We start from the raw sequence: 15,593 nt of genomic DNA on the forward strand, positions 1-15,593 counted from the left end.
ACCCCCTTCGCCCCCCCCTCCCCGTTTTCCTTTGCCCCCCCTACTATCCCCCCCGGGGCGGGGGTGGGGGGGGGGGGCGGCCCCCCCCCCCCCCCCCCCCCCCCACGACAGTTCAGGCGCGGGAGCAGCTGGTGCCGTTGAGCGAGAAGCTGGTCGGGGACGAGTACGACCCGTTCAGCGTGCCCTGGTAGCCGAAGCTGGCCGTGCCGCCGGGGGCGATCGACCCGTTGTGGCTGACGTTCCGGGCGGTCACCGCGGACCCGCTCTGGCTCACCGTGGCGTTCCAGGCGTTGGTGACCGTCTGCCCGCCGGGCAGGTTGTAGGTAAGCGTCCAGCCGTTGATCGCGCTGGACCCGGTGTTGGTGATCTGCACGTCGGCGGTGAAGCCGTTGTTCCACGAGTTCGCCGTGTACTTCACCGCGCAGCCCGAGCTGCCGCCCGGCGGGGGCGTGGTCGGTGGCCGGGTGGTCGGCGGCGGGTTGGTGGGCGGGGTGCCGCCGCCGTTGACGTTGGCCGAGAACGAGGTCACCGCGAGACCGACGCCGCCCTGCCACGGCTCGAAGCCGGCCTGGATGCTGGTCAGGTACCAGGAGTTGGTGATCGCGCCCCGGTTACGGACATCGTTGATGAAGTCCAGCACGCTGAAGTTCAGGCTGGAGATCGCCGACGGCGCGACGTAGGAGATGACGTTGTTGGAGCCGTTGCTGCCCCGCCACACCTCCCAGGTCCGGCCGGCCAGGTTGGTCGTGCCGACCACCGAGCCGATGGGCTGGATCGGGCCCTGACGGTTGAGCCAGATCATGATCTCCATCTGGTTCACCCCGTCCCGCTTGGGCGACGGGTCCAGCCAGATGTCGTACGCCGCGTCGTAGGTGGCGCCGCTGACGTACCGGTAGGAGATGCTGCTGGTGGCGCTGCTGATCTGGCTCACCTGGATCGGCAGGTTCGTGCCGGGGGAGCAGTTGGTGTAGTGACAACCCAAGAAGATCGACGGGTACGCCGTGGGCGCCCCGTTGGTGGGGCTGCTGCCGTTCTGCGTGGTGATCTCGAAGCCGTTGCTGGTGACGTTGATGCACTGCTGGGCGGAGGTGCCCCAGCGGTTGTTCTGCACGACGTAGCGACCCTGGATCACGGTCGAGCCGTACTGTTCGCAGATCTGCGTGTCGGCGGAGGCGCTGCCGCTGAGGGCCACGGCGACGAGCGAGCTGGCGACCAGCAGCCCGGCGGCGGCCAGGACCCGAAGTTGACGTTTCATGACGCTCCTTGACTCGGCGCGTGCCGGGCGCCGGCTGTGGTGGGGTGGTGCGGGAGCGCTCCCACGCTCAACGACACATTTACATGCTTGAAACCGAGGCGCAACCGCCCGCGTCAAACTGGTGAATTGTGAGGATCGCCATCCTGCCGCCGAACGGGCGTCCAAGGGCGGCCAGCTAAGCGGCGCGGACGGCCGAGGAGCCGCTCGGGCGGGCCGATCGGGCTCTGGTGTGCGCCGATCGCTCCGAGTAGCGTGTTGCCTCCGACGCGTGCCGTTCCCCCTCCGGAGGCGTACACCACCATGCGTAGCTCCCCCCTGCGCATTCTCATCGTCGGCGCGGGCATCGCCGGCCTGGCCGTGGCTCGGGCCCTGCGCCTGGCGGGTTTCCGGCCGGACGTCACCGACAAGCTGCCGCCGGGGGAGTCGACCGAGACCGGCCTGTACCTGCCCGGCAACGCCGCCCGCGCGCTGCACCGGCTGGACCTGCACGACCCGGTCCGACCGCTCGGGCAGGTGATCCACCGGCAGCGCTTCTTCGACGCCGCTGGGCTGCCCCTCTGCGAGGTGGACCTCGACGCCCTCTGGGCCGGCGTCGGCGAGTGCCGGGCGCTGCCCCGGGCGGACCTGCACCGGGTGCTGCTCAGCGGCGCCGGCGGCGCCGTCCGACACGGCGCCGAGGTCCGCACCCTCGATCTGCTTCCGCGCGCCGTCGGGGTCACCTTCACCGACGGCACCAGCACCGAGTACGACCTGGTCATCGGCGCCGACGGGCCGCGTTCCTCGGTCCGGGCCCTGGCCGCGCTCGGCGGGCCGCCCCGCCCGGCCGGGCACGTCGTCTACCGGGCCGTCCTGCGTGACGGCCCGCCCGTCACCGACTGGACCGCCCTGCTCGGGCAGCGCTCCGGCCTGCTGCTGGTGCCGATCGGGGAGGGGCGGCTGCACTGCTACGCCGACGAGGCGGGCACCGAGCCGCCCGCCGACCCGCTGGCCCGGCTGCGCGAACTCTTCGCCGACTACCGGGGCCCGGTGCCCGAGGTGCTGGCGATGCTCGACCGGGTGCACGCCGGGATCACCGACGAGGTCGAGCTGGGCCGCTGGTACCGGGGCCGGGTGCTGCTGGTCGGCGACGCCGCGCACGCCACCGCGCCGACCCTGTCCCAGGGTGCCGCGATGGCCCTGGAGGACGCCGTGGTGCTGGCCGAGTCGCTGCGCGCCGCCGGCAGCGTGGAGGCGGCGCTGGTGGCGTACGAGAGTCGTCGTCGCCCGCGTACCCGCTGGGTGGCCGACCGGACCCGGGACCGCAACCGGACCAGGGACGTGCCGCCGGCGCTGCGCGACCCGCTGTTGCGCGGACGTGGCGGACGGATCTTCGGGGAGCATTACCGGTTGCTGGTCGGCCCGCTGTAGGCCCGTAGTAGATCGTGTCACGCCACCCCACGCGGCGCTGCGACCTGCCGGGGACTATCCTCCTTGCGGATGACGGCCCGCCGATAAACAGCGTGTGCCGAGCGGGACAACCGAGAACCGGAGGCCACTCGTGACCACCGTCGCACCCAAGCCGGTCGTGACCCGGCCCTGGCCGGTCCGGGAGCCGGTCAAGGGGTCGGCCATCGCGCGGCTGCTGCGTACCACGGACGCGAAGCAGATCGGGATCATGTACATGGTCACCGCGTTCGTGTTCTTCATGGTCGGCGGCCTGATGGCCCTGATCATGCGGGCTGAGCTGGCCCGACCCGGGCTGCAGTTCCTGTCGCCCGAGCAGTACAACCAGCTCTTCACGATGCACGGCACGATCATGCTGCTGTTCTTCGCGACGCCGATCGTGTTCGCCTTCGCGAACTACATCGTGCCGATCCAGATCGGCGCGCCCGACGTTTCCTTCCCCCGCCTGAACAGCTTCGCCTACTGGCTGTACCTGTTCGGCGGCACGATGGCGACCGCCGGTTTCATCACCCCGGGCGGCGCCGCCGACTTCGGCTGGTTCGCGTACGCGCCGCTGAGCAGCGTCGAGCACTCGCCCGGCGTCGGCGCCAACATGTGGATCATGGGTCTGGCCATCTCCGGCCTGGGCACCATCCTCGGCGCGGTGAACATGATCACCACGGTGCTCACCCTGCGTGCGCCCGGCATGACCATGTTCCGGATGCCGATCTTCACCTGGAACATCCTGGTCACCAGCCTCCTGGTGATCCTGGTCTTCCCGCTGCTGGCCGCCGCGCTGTTCGCGCTCGCCGCGGACCGCATCCTCGGCGCCCACGTGTACGACCCGGCGACCGGTGGGCCGATGCTCTGGCAGCACCTGTTCTGGTTCTTCGGGCACCCCGAGGTCTACATCGTGGCGCTGCCGTTCTTCGGCATCATCAGCGAGATCATCCCGGTCTTCTCCCGTAAGCCGATCTTCGGCTACAAGGGCCTGGTCGCCGCGACCGTCGCGATCGCGGCGCTCTCGATGAGCGTCTGGGCGCACCACATGTTCGCCACCGGCCAGGTGCTGCTGCCGTTCTTCAGCTTCCTGAGCTACCTGATCGCGGTGCCGACCGGCATGAAGTTCTTCAACTGGATCGGCACCATGTGGCGGGGCCAGATCAGCTTCGAGACGCCGATGCTGTGGGCGGTCGGCTTCCTGGTCACCTTCCTCTTCGGCGGTCTCACCGGTGTGCTGCTGGCCAGCCCGCCGCTCGACTTCCACGTGTCGGACTCGTACTTCGTGGTGGCGCACTTCCACTACGTGCTCTTCGGCACCATCGTGTTCGCCGTCTTCGCCGGCATCTACTTCTGGTTCCCGAAGATGTTCGGCCGGATGCTCGACGAGCGCCTGGGCAAGGTGCACTTCTGGCTCACCATGATCGGCTTCCACACCACCTTCCTGGTGCAGCACTGGCTCGGCGCCGAGGGCATGCCCCGCCGGTACGCCGACTACCTGCCCGGCGACGGTTTCACCACGCTGAACACGATCTCCACGGTCGGCGCGTTCATCACCGGTATCTCCACGCTGCCGTTCATCTACAACTGCTGGAAGTCGTACAAGACCGGTCCAGTGGTCGAGGTGAACGACCCCTGGGGTCACGGCAACTCGCTGGAGTGGGCGACCAGCAGCCCGCCGCCGCTGCGCAACTTCGACCGGATGCCCCGGATCCGCTCCGAGCGGCCGGCGTTCGACGCGAAGTTCCCGGAGCTGGCCGCCGGTCAGAGCCTGGCCGGCCCGCCGGAGGGTGGCTCCAAGCCGCTCACCAGCGAGTCGGATGGCGGCGCTCGCTACAGCGAGGACATCGCCAGCGACATCGACCGGCACTGACGCTCAACCCGCTCGACCGTACGAAGGGCGCCGCCCCCGGGGGACCACCGGGAGCGGCGCCCTTCGCCATGTCCCGCCCTGGCTGGCCCAGCCCCGGTCCGACCCGGCTCCGACGGTCCGCCCTACCGTGCTGCGCGCTCGGCGCTGATGGCCCCGCTCGGCGATGGCCTGCTCTGGCCGGGCTCAACCCCCGCCGTTCTACTCCCCGCCCTCCTTTGCGCGGCCGGCGTCGCACCGCTCGGCCGGCTTCCGGAGGCGACCGTACTGACGAGCGATATACCTGTGAGACATATTTATGCCTCACAGGTATATCCGTGTGTGTATGCATGCCGTCAACCGACGTCCGAGGGGTCCTGCCACCGGCACCATCGCCCGCCGCGACTGGCCGTCGCCCGAGGTAGCCAGCGGCAGTCAGCGGGCGGCGGGGGCGAGATCGGCCTCGACCGGCGGCGGGGTGGCCGCGTCGGCGTGGCGACGGCGGCGCAGCTCGCCGGGGAGCACGATCAGGGTGACCAGCGCGCCGAGCGCTCCGGTCACCACGAAGCCCCAGAGCGGCGCGCTGCCGTCGATCACCGCGCCGGCGAGCGGTGCGCCGACCGCGATGCCGACGGTGACCGCCGAACCGTGCAGGCCCATCGCCTCGCCGCGTACCTCGGCCGGGGCCAGACGGCTGACGGCGTCGGAGGAGGCCGCGATGGTCGGCGCGCACAGCGCGCCGGCCGGGATCAGCGCCAGGCAGAGCAGCCACCAGTGCGCGCCGCCCAACCCGACCGGGATGGTGCAGAGCGCGAGTGCGGCGGTGAGGGCCAGCGGGGAGAGCGAGCGGTGTACCGCCCCGTAGGCGAAGCCGCCGGCCAGGGAGGCGATCGCCCAGCCAGCCAGCACGACGCCGGTCCAGCCGACCTCGCCGCTGGCCCGCAGGACGGCGACCACCGCGACGTCGGTGCCGCCGAGCACCAGGGTGGCGGCGGCGCTGAGCGCCAGCACGGCGAGCAGTCGGGGCGTCAGCCACTCCCGCCGAGGCACCTGGCGCCGTGGGCCGGCGGGTTCGGCGGCGCCGCGGATCGGCGGGTTCACCAGCCACAGAGCGATCCCGGCGGCGACGATGCCGCCGCCGACGAGGTACATGGTGGTCTGCGCCGAGATCGCGGTGACCAGGGCCACCGCCAGCGCCGGGCCGATCATGAAGGACAGCTCGACGGACATGGAGTCCAACGCGTACGCCGGCCGTCGTTGATCTTCCGGGACCAGCGCGGCGATCGACTGGCGGACCACCGAGAAGATGGGCAGGGCCAAGGAGCCGGCCACGAAGGCGGCCGGCAGCAGCACGGGGTACGGCAGCGTGGGCGCGGTGGACCAGAAGATCGCCTCGGCGATGGCGGTGAGCACCAGAACCGGACGCAGTCCACGCCGGTCGACCAGTCGGCCGAGCAGCGGCCCACCGATCGCAGCGCCCACGGTGATGGCGGCGCCCACCAGGCCGGCCGCGCCGTAGCCCCGGTCGAGGTCGAGCACGACGTGGAAGGTCAGCGTGACCCCGGTCGCGGTGAGCGGGATGCGGGCGAGGACGGCGACCAGCAGCAGCGACCGCAGGCCGGGCAGTGCGAGGGCTGCGCGGTAAGGCTTCATGTTCACGTTGGTCCGTACCTCCGGCGACATCCTCGACGGAGGGTGGACCATTGGCCAATAAATTACCGCCTCATGCGGCCCTGATCACAGGCTCGCCGTGCAGGATCACGCCGGCGCCGTCCATCGCCCGCAGCGCCACGTCGGTCGTCTCCGGAGCGACCGCGGCGGTCAACTCCAGCAGGACGGTGGTGGCGAAGCCCTCCCGGGCGGCGTCGAGCGCGGTGGCGCGGACGCAGTGGTCGGTGGCGATGCCGACCACGTCGACCCGGTCCACGTCGTGCCGACGCAGCCAGTCGGCCAGGCACTCGCCGTCGTCGGCGTGCCCCTCGAATCCGGAGTACGCCGCCGCGTGCTCGCCCTTGTGAAAGATCGCCTCGACCCGACCGGTCTCCAGCTCGGGGTGGAACTCGGAGCCGCTGGTGCCGACCACGCAGTGCCGGGGCCACGACTCGACGAAGTCCGGCGGATCGCCGAAGTGCGCGCCCGGGTCGATGTGATAGTCCTTCGTCGCGACCACGTGCCGCCACCGGCCCGGCTCGGCGGCGAGCAGCCGGGAGATCCCGGCGGCCACCCCGGCGCCACCCGGGACGGCCAGCGAGCCGCCCTCACAGAAGTCGTTCTGCACGTCCACGATGATCAGCGCGTCGGCCATCGGGGTCCCTTCGAGGTCGGATCAGCGGGCTCAGGCGGCGGGTACGACGGTGACCGGCACGGCCGGGTCGCCGGCCGAGAGCTTCAGCCCCTCCCACGGGATGGAGATGAGGCACTCGCGCAGGTGCTCCCGGGACTCGTCGAGGGTGGGCAGACCCACGGGTTCGCCGTCGATCACGTACGAGCGCTGGAGCATCCGGTCGTTGGCCTGCCGGTCGGGCACACCCTGGGGGACGATGATCTCCTCCGTGGCGGTGCCGGTCGGCTTGTGCCGGCGGACCGCGACCTTGCGCCCACCGATGGTTGCCTTGTGCTCGGAGCGCTTCACCACCGGGCGGCCCTCGACCTCGACGAGCTTGTAGACCAGCCCCGCCGTGGGCGCCCCGGAGCCGGTGACCACTGCCGTCCCCGCGCCGTACATGTCGACCGGCTCGGCGGCCAGCGCCGCGATCGAGTACTCGTCCAGGTCGCCCGAGACGATGATCTTCGTCTCGGTGGCGCCCAGTGAGTCCAGCAGTTCCCGGGACTGCTGCGCGATCACCGCGAGGTCACCCGAGTCGATCCGGATCGCCCGCAGCTCCGGCCCGGCCACCGCGATCGCGTTGCGGATGCCCTGGCTGATGTCGTACGTGTCGACCAGCAGCGTGGTGTCCTTGCCCAGCGTGGCCACCTGCGAGGCGAACGCGGCCCGCTCGTCGTCGTGCAGCAGGGTGAACGCGTGTGCCGCCGTGCCCGCCGTCGGGATGCCGTAGCGCTCGCCGGCGGCGAGGTTGGAGGTGAACCGGAAACCGGCCAGGTACGCGGCCCGCGCCGCCGCCACCGCCGCCTCCTCGTGTGCCCGGCGCGATCCCATCTCGATCAGCGCCCGGCCCCGGGCGGCGGTGACCATCCGCGCCGCGGCGGCGGCCACCGCGCAGTCGTGGTTGAGCACGGAGAGCGCCAGCGTCTCCAGCACCACGCACTCGGCGAAGCCGCCGGAGACGGTCAGGATCGGCGAACCGGGGAAGAACAGCTCACCCTCGGCGTACCCGTCGATGTCGCCGGTGAAGCGGTAGTCGGTGAGCCAGGCCGCCGCCGCCTCGTCGACTACTCCGGTGCGGCGCAGGAAATCGACCTCCGCCGGGTCGAACCGGAAGTCGCGGATCAGCTCGATCAGCCGCGCGGTGCCGGCGACGACGCCGTAGCGCCGGCCGCTGGGCAGCCGACGGCTGAACACCTCGAAGACACAGCGGCGGTCGGCGGTGCCGTCCTTGAGTGCCGCACTGACCATGGTCAGCTCGTAGTGGTCGGTCAGCAGCGCGGGGCGGAGGGTGCTCACCGCCCCAGCCTAAGGTTCAGCCCGCGCCGCCGCCCTCGTGGCCCGGGATCGACCGCAGCGCGGCCCACAGCTCGGACCGGCCGGTCACTCCGAGCTTGGCGTAGATCCGCTGCAGGTGGTTCTCCACGGTGCGGGCGGAGAGGTAGAGCCGCTCGGCGATGGCCTTGCTGGTCGCACCGTGCGCGGCGAGGCGGGCCACCTGCCACTCGCGTTCGGTCAGCACCGGCGCCCCGGCCCGCAGCGCCGGCGTGCGGATCAGGTCGCAGCGGCTGAGCAGCCCCGCCAGACGCTCGCGGGCCTCGCCGGCCGCCACCGAGTGCTGCTGGCGCAGCCGGTGCAGAGCCTGTGCGGTGGCCTCGGCGGCGTACACCGTCAGCTCCAGCGCGGCGTAGTCGTCGGCGACCGCGAGCAGATCCGCGGCGGAGTCGGTCACCGCGGCCCGGGCGTGCCGGGCCAGCAGCGGTGGGAGCACGCCGTCCACCTGCTCGGACAGCTCGGCGAGGCGCTGCGCCACGGTGCGCCGCCCACCGTCGGAGCAGGTGGGCCCGACGGGCGCGCCGGCCTGCTCCAACCGGACCAGGTCGTGCAGAACGTGCACCTCGTGCCCGGCGAAACCGTCCGCGCGCAGCCGGTCGGCCAGGTCGTTGAGCTGCTTCACGGCGCCCGGCAGGTCACCCGACGCGGCGAGCACCGCACCCCGGGCCTGCTCCAGCCACGGGTAGAGCACCGCCATGCCCGGCGCGTGGGTGCGGTCGGCCTCGGCCATCGCCTCGGCGGCCTGCGCCGCGTCTCCGCGCAGCGCCGCCGCCTGGGCCCGCTCGGCCTGGGCCAGACCGGCGTAGACCCGGCTGGTCGCCAGCACCGCGCAGGCGCCCAACGACGTCCGCATCGCCGAGTCGCTCTGCCCGCGCAGCCGCGCGGCGTACGCCTGGAGAATGGCCAGGTATCCGGTGCCGAGCCGGAAGTCACCGGCACCGGCCAGGTCGGCGAACTCGTCGGCCACGATCGCGTCGATCCCGACGAGGTCGCCGGTGAGCATGAGCCGGGTGCCGCGGGCCAGCTCCAGGGCCAGTTGCAGGTACGGCATGTCGGTGCGCCAACTGGCCGCGGCGGAGTGCACCTGCGCGATGGCCGCGCCGCTGCGCGACAGCTGACCCTGGGCGGCCTGGACGTACGCGATGGTGCTGCGGGCCAGTTCACGGGCGGCGATGCCGGCGGCGGGCCGATCGAGCACGGTCTGGCTGAGCCGTACGGCGGTGACCGTGTCGAGCCGGTGCAGCCGCATGATTGCCTCGAAGGCGTGCACCCGGGCGCGGTCGGCCGAGTCGCCGAGCTCCTCGACCCGGCTCGCGATCTCCTCCACCGTGGACTCTTGACTGAGCCCCCAGTAGCTGACCATGCCGCGGACGGTCAGCCACCGGCAGAGCCGCCGCTCGTCCCCGGCCTCCGGGGTCACCGCGTCGAGAACGGTGATCGCCTCGTCCGGTCGGTCGGCGAACATCAGAATCGTGGCCAGCAGCTCCGCCGCGTCCGAGCCGCCGTCGGCGTTCAGCGCGGCCCGGGCCAGCCGGGTCGCCAGCGGTACGTCGTAGCGGGTGAACGCCTGCATCGCGGCGTCCACGAGCAGGGCGGCGTCCTGTGCGGTGCCCGAGTCGAGCCGCCAGACCGCCACCCGCAGCAGGTCGTCGCGGCGGCGCTTGCCGACCTGTTCCAGCAGCTCGGCGAGGTGCGCCTGGAGGCGTCGGGTGCGGCTGACCGGGCACCGGCGACGCATCACCTCGCCGTAGAGCGGGTGGGCCAGGCGTACGTTGGTCCGCCGGTCGTGCTGGACGACGGTGATCAGGCCGCGTTCCTCGGCGTACTCCACATCGGACTGCTCGGCGGCCTGGTTGAGCAGGTGAAGGCCGAGTGGCTCGCCGAAGGCGACCAGCTCGACGACCGTGCGAACGCCGTCGGTGAGCTGCCCGACGCGGGTGTCGATCAGCTCGGTGAGGCTGGGTGCCAGCTCCAGCCGCCCGGTCCACTTCCAGATCCCGTAGGTGCGCTTCAACTCCTCGCTGCCGCTGGCGGCGTGCACCAGCTCGCGCAGCAGCAGCGGGTTGCCGGCCGACAGCCGGCCGAGCCGGTCGGCGGAGCCGGCGTCGACCGGGCCGCCCAGGATCGCCGCCAGCAGGCCGGCGGTCTCCGACGGTGGCATGGGGGTCAGCTCGACGTGCTCGACCAGGTCGTCGGTCCAGAGTGCGCGGATCGGCAGCGGGATCTGTTCGCCGTCGCGCAGGGTGCCCACGACTGTGGCGTTGTCGGCGCGGGCGACCAGATGCACCAGCGCCGCGGAGGGTGGGTCGAGCAGGTGCGCGTCGTCGATGGCGAGCACGATCCGGCGGCCGGCGGCCTGCTGTTGCAGAACGCCCAGCGCCCAGCGGAGTATGCCGGCGGGGGAGAGGCCCTGGGGCTGCTCCGCCGGGAGGACCTGCACCAGCCCGCCGAAGGGCAGCGCCGCCGTGGTGGCGCTGGCCGCGATGGACCAGATCGCGTACCGGTCGGTGGGCAGGGTGTTGACGCCCTCGCGTAGCAGCCGGCTCTTGCCGATGCCCGCGCTGCCGCTGAAGAAGAGCCCTCGGCCGGCCTCGCCGGTCACCGCCGCCAGCAGGCGGTTGAGCTCATCGGTTCGGCCGACGAACTTCCATCGACTCATCCGCGCAGCATATCCATCGAATTCCGTCCGCGCCCGCACCGTCACGCACCGAAGTTGAGTAGTCGCACAATTACCGGTGAGTATCCGAACTGTTCCGCCTGGTCGGCCGGCCGAACGTACTCTTCCGGCATCCGGGTAGTGTCACCGGAATTCCACGCGACCGGCGCGCCGGTCGCCTGCCCCGGGAGGCCACCCGATGCAGCAGGGCCCTCTCCCTTCGCTCGACTCGCCCGGCGACATGGCCAGCTCAGCCGACCTGCCGAGCTGCAGCCCGCTGCCCACCGACCTCGGCGTGCCCCGTCCCCGGGCGGACGAGCCGCTCGGCGTGGTCGCCGTCGGCCCGGCCGGCGCCGACCGGCGTGCGGTCCTCGCCAGCCTCGTCGGGCTCGACCCGGTGATGCTCACCGTGCCGGCGGGCAGTTGGCTGCTGGTCCGGCACGCCCAGGTGCCCACGCGGGCGGCCTTCGTCCCCGGCTACCGCCAGCCGCACTCGTACGGCGCGGACCGGGACGCCGCCGGCCCGGCGTTGGCCCGCCCACCCCGGCGGGTCGAGCTGAGCGTGCCCGAGCCCCTGCTGCGCCACTTCACCCTGGTCGACACACCGGACACGGGCGCGCTCGGCGTGGCCGGCGTCCGGGTGCTGCGCGAGGCCGTCGGCCGGGCCGGCGCGCTGCTCTTCGTGATCGCGGCCGACCAGGCGTTCACGGCCCATGAGCTGAATCTGCTCGCCGACGTGGCCGCTGCCCCGGTGGAGGTCGTCTTCGTGGTGACCCCGGGTGCGGCCGGTTGGGCGCCGCCGGCCGACGGCGGGGTGCTGACGGAGGACGCGGGGGCGTCCGTCTCGCCGCCCGACGGCCGGCCGGATGAGGTGGACCCGGTGGCGGTGATCGTCGAGGCGCACCGGGCGGCGCTGCTGGCCGCGGTCCCCTCCCTGGCCGGCGCGCGGTGGTTCCCGGTCGACGGCGCCGATTCCGCCGCCGACCTGCGCCGGGCGCTGGTGGGCTGGTCGGCGAACGAGGGGTTGCAGCGGGCCAGCGCCGATCCGCCGGCGCTGCCGGGGCAGCACGACCGGGTGGCGGTGTCCGCCGACCCGGGGGACTGGTCCGAGCGGCTCGACCGACAGGTCCGCTCCTGCTCCCAGCGGATCCGCCAGCACCTGGCACTGGAGTTGGCGAACGTCCATCTCCGGGCCGTCCAGGAGATCGTCTTCGGGGTCGGCTGCGCCGGCCTGCCGGACCTGCTCGACCGGGAGATGGCGGCGCTGTCGCTGCTGGCCACCGCGCAGTGCGACCACGCGGTGCGGGGCATCGTGGCCGACACCGCCGCCCAGGTGCTCGGCGCGACACCGACCGAGGGCGTCAGCCGCCGGATCGCCACCGCCGTCCAGTACGGCCTGGCCGACCACCGCTCCGGGCGCGACCTGGACCGGGTCCTGCTGATCACGAGTACGGCGGGTGTGGCCGGGCTGACCGGCGCGGAGGCGATCGACGCGCTCGCCGGCTATCCGACGGCGACCCGTGACGAGGTGCTTCCGCCGGTCGCGGTGGCGCTCTCCGGCGGGTGCTGGCAGCAGTGGCGTACCCCGGGCAACGATGACCACAGCGCCGCGCGGGCCTGGTCCCAGCGGGCGTTGCGGGAGGTCGAGTTGGAGCTTTCCCGGGAGATCTCCCGACGGTTCGAGGTGATCCGCCTCTCGCTGGGCGTGGTGCTCTCCGATGCAGTCGACCACGGCATCCTGCTCGCCTGACGGCGTGGCCATCTCCCGGCTCGGGCCCGCCCCGCGCCTCGCGTCCGGCGGGGTGCGGGCCGGCTCCGGGGTGGCCACGGCGGGTGATCCTGGTTTGCCCGGCGTTCCGGTTCCTCGGTTCCGGGAAACCGGTGGCACGATGGGGGGCATGGCGGCTCCACAGGTTGCACCGGTCGAGACGCCGGCCACTGACGAGGTGCCGGCGCCCGACCGGCAATGGGTGACGATCGTGTGGGACGACCCGGTCAACCTGATGACGTACGTGACCTGGGTCTTCCAGAAGCTGTTCGGCTACAGCCGGGAGAGGGCGGAGCAGCTCATGCTGGACGTGCACCACAAGGGCCGCGCCGTGGTCTCCACGGGCGCCCGGGAGCGGATGGAGCACGACGCGTCGCAGTTGCACGCGTACGGGCTGTGGGCGACGGTGGACCGCTCGTGAGCGCGCGGAGTACGCCGGGTCTGCGAGCCCCGCGGTCGCGAACGGGGCGGGCAGCGTGAGCATGTTCCGGCGGCAGGCCGGCCGCTATGTCGCCACCTTCGCCGTGGACGAGGTGCGGGTGCTGCGGAAGGTCGCCTCCGAGGTGGTCGGTCTGCTCACCGACGGTTTCGACCACACGGACCCGGTCGTGGGCCGGCTGTTCCCGGCGGTCTACCCGAAGGATGCGAGCGGCACCGCCGAGTTCCGCCGCTACACCGAGGGTGATCTGAAGACTGCCAAGATCGACCAGGCGGGAGCCATCCTGGCCGCGCTGCCCGACGAGGCCGGCGGCGAGGTGCGGTTGGACGCCGAGGCGGCCGAGGCGTGGCTGCGGGCGCTCAACGACGCGCGGCTGGCGATGGGCGTCCGGCTGGAGATCAAGGACGGCACTGACCTGGGTGAGGAGTTGGACGACGCGGTGACCGAGGATCCCGGCTCCAGCCGGGTGTTCCAACTGTCGGTCTACGCGTACCTCGGGTATCTACAGGAGTCGCTGCTCAACGCCTTGATCGACGAGGCGTGACCGGCACCACTTCAGGGCCTGCCCGGTAGGCGTTAGGCTGGTGCACGTGCTGAGCATCGACCGGTCGATCATCGACGCGATCGTCGCCCACGCGCGCCGGGACCACCCCGACGAGGCGTGCGGCGTCGTCGCCGGTGCCGTCGGCAGCGACACCCCGACCCGGCACATCCCGATGGACAATGCCGCCCGGTCGATGACCTTCTACGAGTTCGACTCGATGGAGCATCTGCGGGTGTGGCGGGAGATGGACGACCGGGACGAGGAGCCCGTGGTCATCTACCACTCGCACACCGCCACCGAGGCGTACCCGTCCCGGACGGATGTCTCCTTCGCCGGCGAGCCAGGCGCGCACTACCTGCTCGTCTCGACCCGTGAGCCCGACTCGGAGGAGATCCGGTCGTTCCGGATCGTCGACGGCGTGGTGACCGAGGAGCCGGTCCAGATCGTGGAGGCCGGGGTCGACCCGCACGCCGTGCAGTCCTACATGTTCGGGCAGAGCCCGGCGACGGTCGACTACGAGTGTTCCGGCCGCTGACCCGTCAGCGTTCGCACCCGTTCCGTCCCGTCACCGTTGGCACACCCGTTTGAGGAGCACGACATCATGGCCATCGAGGTTCGCATCCCCACCATCCTGCGCAGTTACACCGGCGGCGCCAAGGTCGTCGAGGGCGCCGGCGACACCCTGGGCGACCTGCTCACCGACCTGGACTCCCGGCACGCCGGGCTGCGTGGCCGCCTGGTCACCGAGGCCGGCGTGCTGCACCGTTTCGTGAACGTCTACGTCAACGACGAGGACGTCCGCTTCCTCGGTGCGCTCGACGCGAAGCTCTCCGACGGCGACAGCGTCACCATCCTGCCGGCCGTGGCCGGCGGCGCGTTCGGCTTCGCCGCGGCAGCGGCGATCAGCTCGCACAGCGCGGCGACCGCCGTCGCCGCGCGCTGAGGGCGGCCGCCATGGCGCGGTACGACAGCCTGCTCGACGCCTGTGGGGGCACGCCGCTCGTTGGTCTGCCCCGGCTCTCGCCGACGGTGCCCGACGGCGCGCCGCCGGTGCGGCTCTGGGCGAAGCTGGAGGACCGGAACCCGACGGGCAGCATCAAGGACCGCGCGGCGCTGTTCATGGTCCGCGCGGCGGAGGAGGCCGGCCGACTCCGGGCGGGTGACACCATCCTGGAGCCGACCAGCGGCAACACCGGCATCTCGCTGGCGATGGTGGCCAAGCTGCGCGGGTACCGGCTGGTCTGCGTGATGCCCGAGAACGTCTCCACCGAGCGGGTCCAGCTGCTCCGCATGTACGGGGCGGAGATCATCTTCTCGGAGGCGGCGGGCGGGTCCAACCAGGCCGTCGCGACGGCCAAGCAGATCGCCGCCGAGCACCCGGACTGGGTGATGCTCTACCAGTACGGCAACGAGGCCAACGCGCGGGCGCACTACGAGACGACCGGTCCGGAGCTGCTGCACGACCTGCCCACCATCACGCACTTCGTGGCCGGGTTGGGCACCACCGGCACCCTGATGGGCACCGGGCGCTACCTGCGCGAGAAGGTCGAGGGCATCCAGGTCGTGGCGGCCGAGCCGCGCTACGGCGAGCTGGTCTATGGCCTGCGCAACATCGACGAGGGGTACGTGCCGGAGCTGTACGACGCCTCGGTGCTGTCCCGGCGCTTCTCGGTCGGCACCCGGGACGCGGTGCTGCGGACCCGTCAGCTCGTCGAGGTGGAGGGCATCTTCGCCGGGTTCTCCACCGGCGCGATCCTGCACGCCGCGCTGGCGGTGGCGCACGAGGCGGTCCGCGACGGCCGACGGGCCGATGTGGCGTTCGTCGTCTGCGACGGCGGCTGGAAGTATCTGTCCACCGGCGCGTACGGCGGCACCCTCGCGGATGCCGAGGACGCGCTGGAGGGCCAGCTCTGGGCCTGACCGCAGGGGTCTTGCGCGAACGGGCCATCGGCGTACGCGTCGGTGGCCCGTTCGTCGCCCGCGCCTCTGTGAGCAGGTGTCA

General features: G+C 72.2%; 13 protein-coding genes. 8 read left to right on the top strand and 5 right to left on the bottom strand.

Translation table 11 applies throughout. From position 1 onward, the window contains the following. Positions 1–112: 112 nt before the first annotated feature. Positions 113–1,255 (bottom strand): cellulose binding domain-containing protein, encoded by a 1,143-nt coding sequence (locus ABZU53_RS19365; RefSeq protein ID WP_355066915.1) that lies wholly within the window; start codon positions 1,253–1,255, stop codon positions 113–115. Positions 1,256–1,555: 300 nt separating this feature from the next. Between ABZU53_RS19365 and ABZU53_RS19370 the strand changes: the two genes are divergently transcribed. Both ABZU53_RS19370 and ctaD read left to right on the top strand, forming a co-directional pair. Beyond that, positions 1,556–2,662: an FAD-dependent monooxygenase gene (locus ABZU53_RS19370; RefSeq protein ID WP_354855123.1), complete on the top strand. Its 1,107-nt coding sequence runs from the start codon at positions 1,556–1,558 to the stop codon at positions 2,660–2,662. 130 nt (positions 2,663–2,792) lie between these two features. After that, positions 2,793–4,550, top strand: a complete 1,758-nt coding sequence (ctaD, locus tag ABZU53_RS19375; RefSeq protein WP_354855124.1) for a cytochrome c oxidase subunit I — start codon at positions 2,793–2,795, stop codon at positions 4,548–4,550. A gap of 411 nt (positions 4,551–4,961) precedes the next feature. Here ctaD and ABZU53_RS19380 read toward each other — a convergent pair whose 3' ends face one another. Genes ABZU53_RS19380 through ABZU53_RS19395 form a run of 4 tightly spaced genes read right to left on the bottom strand, consistent with a single transcriptional unit; the run spans position 4,962 to position 10,843 of the window. Continuing rightward, positions 4,962–6,209: an MFS transporter gene (locus ABZU53_RS19380; protein WP_354855125.1), complete on the bottom strand. Its 1,248-nt coding sequence runs from the start codon at positions 6,207–6,209 to the stop codon at positions 4,962–4,964. A gap of 40 nt (positions 6,210–6,249) precedes the next feature. Next, on the bottom strand, positions 6,250–6,831 hold the full coding sequence (locus ABZU53_RS19385; protein WP_355066916.1) for a nicotinamidase: 582 nt from the start codon (positions 6,829–6,831) through the stop codon (positions 6,250–6,252). 30 nt (positions 6,832–6,861) lie between these two features. Beyond that, positions 6,862–8,148: a nicotinate phosphoribosyltransferase gene (locus tag ABZU53_RS19390; RefSeq protein ID WP_354855127.1), complete on the bottom strand. Its 1,287-nt coding sequence runs from the start codon at positions 8,146–8,148 to the stop codon at positions 6,862–6,864. A 16-nt stretch (positions 8,149–8,164) separates the two neighbouring features. After that, positions 8,165–10,843, bottom strand: coding sequence for a LuxR C-terminal-related transcriptional regulator (locus ABZU53_RS19395; RefSeq protein WP_355066917.1), 2,679 nt, complete (start codon positions 10,841–10,843; stop codon positions 8,165–8,167). A 238-nt stretch (positions 10,844–11,081) separates the two neighbouring features. Between ABZU53_RS19395 and ABZU53_RS19400 the strand changes: the two genes are divergently transcribed. The 6 genes from ABZU53_RS19400 to ABZU53_RS19425 all read left to right on the top strand — a co-directional run bounded on the left by ABZU53_RS19400 (position 11,082) and on the right by ABZU53_RS19425 (position 15,511). Then, positions 11,082–12,590: a hypothetical protein gene (locus ABZU53_RS19400; protein WP_355066918.1), complete on the top strand. Its 1,509-nt coding sequence runs from the start codon at positions 11,082–11,084 to the stop codon at positions 12,588–12,590. A 148-nt stretch (positions 12,591–12,738) separates the two neighbouring features. Further along, the gene (gene clpS, locus ABZU53_RS19405) at positions 12,739–13,029 is read left to right on the top strand and encodes an ATP-dependent Clp protease adapter ClpS (RefSeq protein ID WP_234581506.1); all 291 of its coding nucleotides are present in this window, start codon (positions 12,739–12,741) and stop codon (positions 13,027–13,029) included. 61 nt (positions 13,030–13,090) lie between these two features. Continuing rightward, positions 13,091–13,591, top strand: a complete 501-nt coding sequence (locus ABZU53_RS19410; protein WP_354855215.1) for a DUF2017 domain-containing protein — start codon at positions 13,091–13,093, stop codon at positions 13,589–13,591. Positions 13,592–13,637: 46 nt separating this feature from the next. Continuing rightward, positions 13,638–14,126 (top strand): M67 family metallopeptidase, encoded by a 489-nt coding sequence (locus ABZU53_RS19415; protein WP_354855130.1) that lies wholly within the window; start codon positions 13,638–13,640, stop codon positions 14,124–14,126. Between the two features lie 66 nt (positions 14,127–14,192). Beyond that, a complete protein-coding gene (locus ABZU53_RS19420) occupies positions 14,193–14,534 on the top strand; it encodes a MoaD/ThiS family protein (protein WP_355066919.1) in 342 nt (113 codons plus the stop codon). Positions 14,535–14,545: 11 nt separating this feature from the next. Then, positions 14,546–15,511, top strand: coding sequence for a cysteine synthase (locus tag ABZU53_RS19425; protein WP_354855132.1), 966 nt, complete (start codon positions 14,546–14,548; stop codon positions 15,509–15,511). Positions 15,512–15,593 lie beyond the last annotated feature (82 nt).

This window comes from Micromonospora sp. NPDC005194, from assembly GCF_040608335.1.
GTDB lineage: Bacteria > Actinomycetota > Actinomycetes > Mycobacteriales > Micromonosporaceae > Micromonospora.

What these genes read in the sequence shown, in the direction of transcription:
- clpS (WP_234581506.1), top strand. Translation starts at nt 12,739, where the DNA reads ATGGCGGCTCCACAGGTTGCACCGGTCGAGACGCCGGCCACTGACGAG.
- ABZU53_RS19385 (WP_355066916.1), bottom strand. Translation starts at nt 6,831, where the DNA reads ATGGCCGACGCGCTGATCATCGTGGACGTGCAGAACGACTTCTGTGAG.
- ABZU53_RS19370 (WP_354855123.1), top strand. Translation starts at nt 1,556, where the DNA reads ATGCGTAGCTCCCCCCTGCGCATTCTCATCGTCGGCGCGGGCATCGCC.
- ABZU53_RS19395 (WP_355066917.1), bottom strand. Translation starts at nt 10,843, where the DNA reads ATGAGTCGATGGAAGTTCGTCGGCCGAACCGATGAGCTCAACCGCCTG.
- ABZU53_RS19425 (WP_354855132.1), top strand. Translation starts at nt 14,546, where the DNA reads ATGGCGCGGTACGACAGCCTGCTCGACGCCTGTGGGGGCACGCCGCTC.
- ABZU53_RS19420 (WP_355066919.1), top strand. Translation starts at nt 14,193, where the DNA reads ATGGCCATCGAGGTTCGCATCCCCACCATCCTGCGCAGTTACACCGGC.
- ABZU53_RS19410 (WP_354855215.1), top strand. Translation starts at nt 13,091, where the DNA reads ATGTTCCGGCGGCAGGCCGGCCGCTATGTCGCCACCTTCGCCGTGGAC.
- ABZU53_RS19365 (WP_355066915.1), bottom strand. Translation starts at nt 1,255, where the DNA reads ATGAAACGTCAACTTCGGGTCCTGGCCGCCGCCGGGCTGCTGGTCGCC.
- ABZU53_RS19400 (WP_355066918.1), top strand. Translation starts at nt 11,082, where the DNA reads ATGGCCAGCTCAGCCGACCTGCCGAGCTGCAGCCCGCTGCCCACCGAC.
- ABZU53_RS19380 (WP_354855125.1), bottom strand. Translation starts at nt 6,209, where the DNA reads ATGTCGCCGGAGGTACGGACCAACGTGAACATGAAGCCTTACCGCGCA.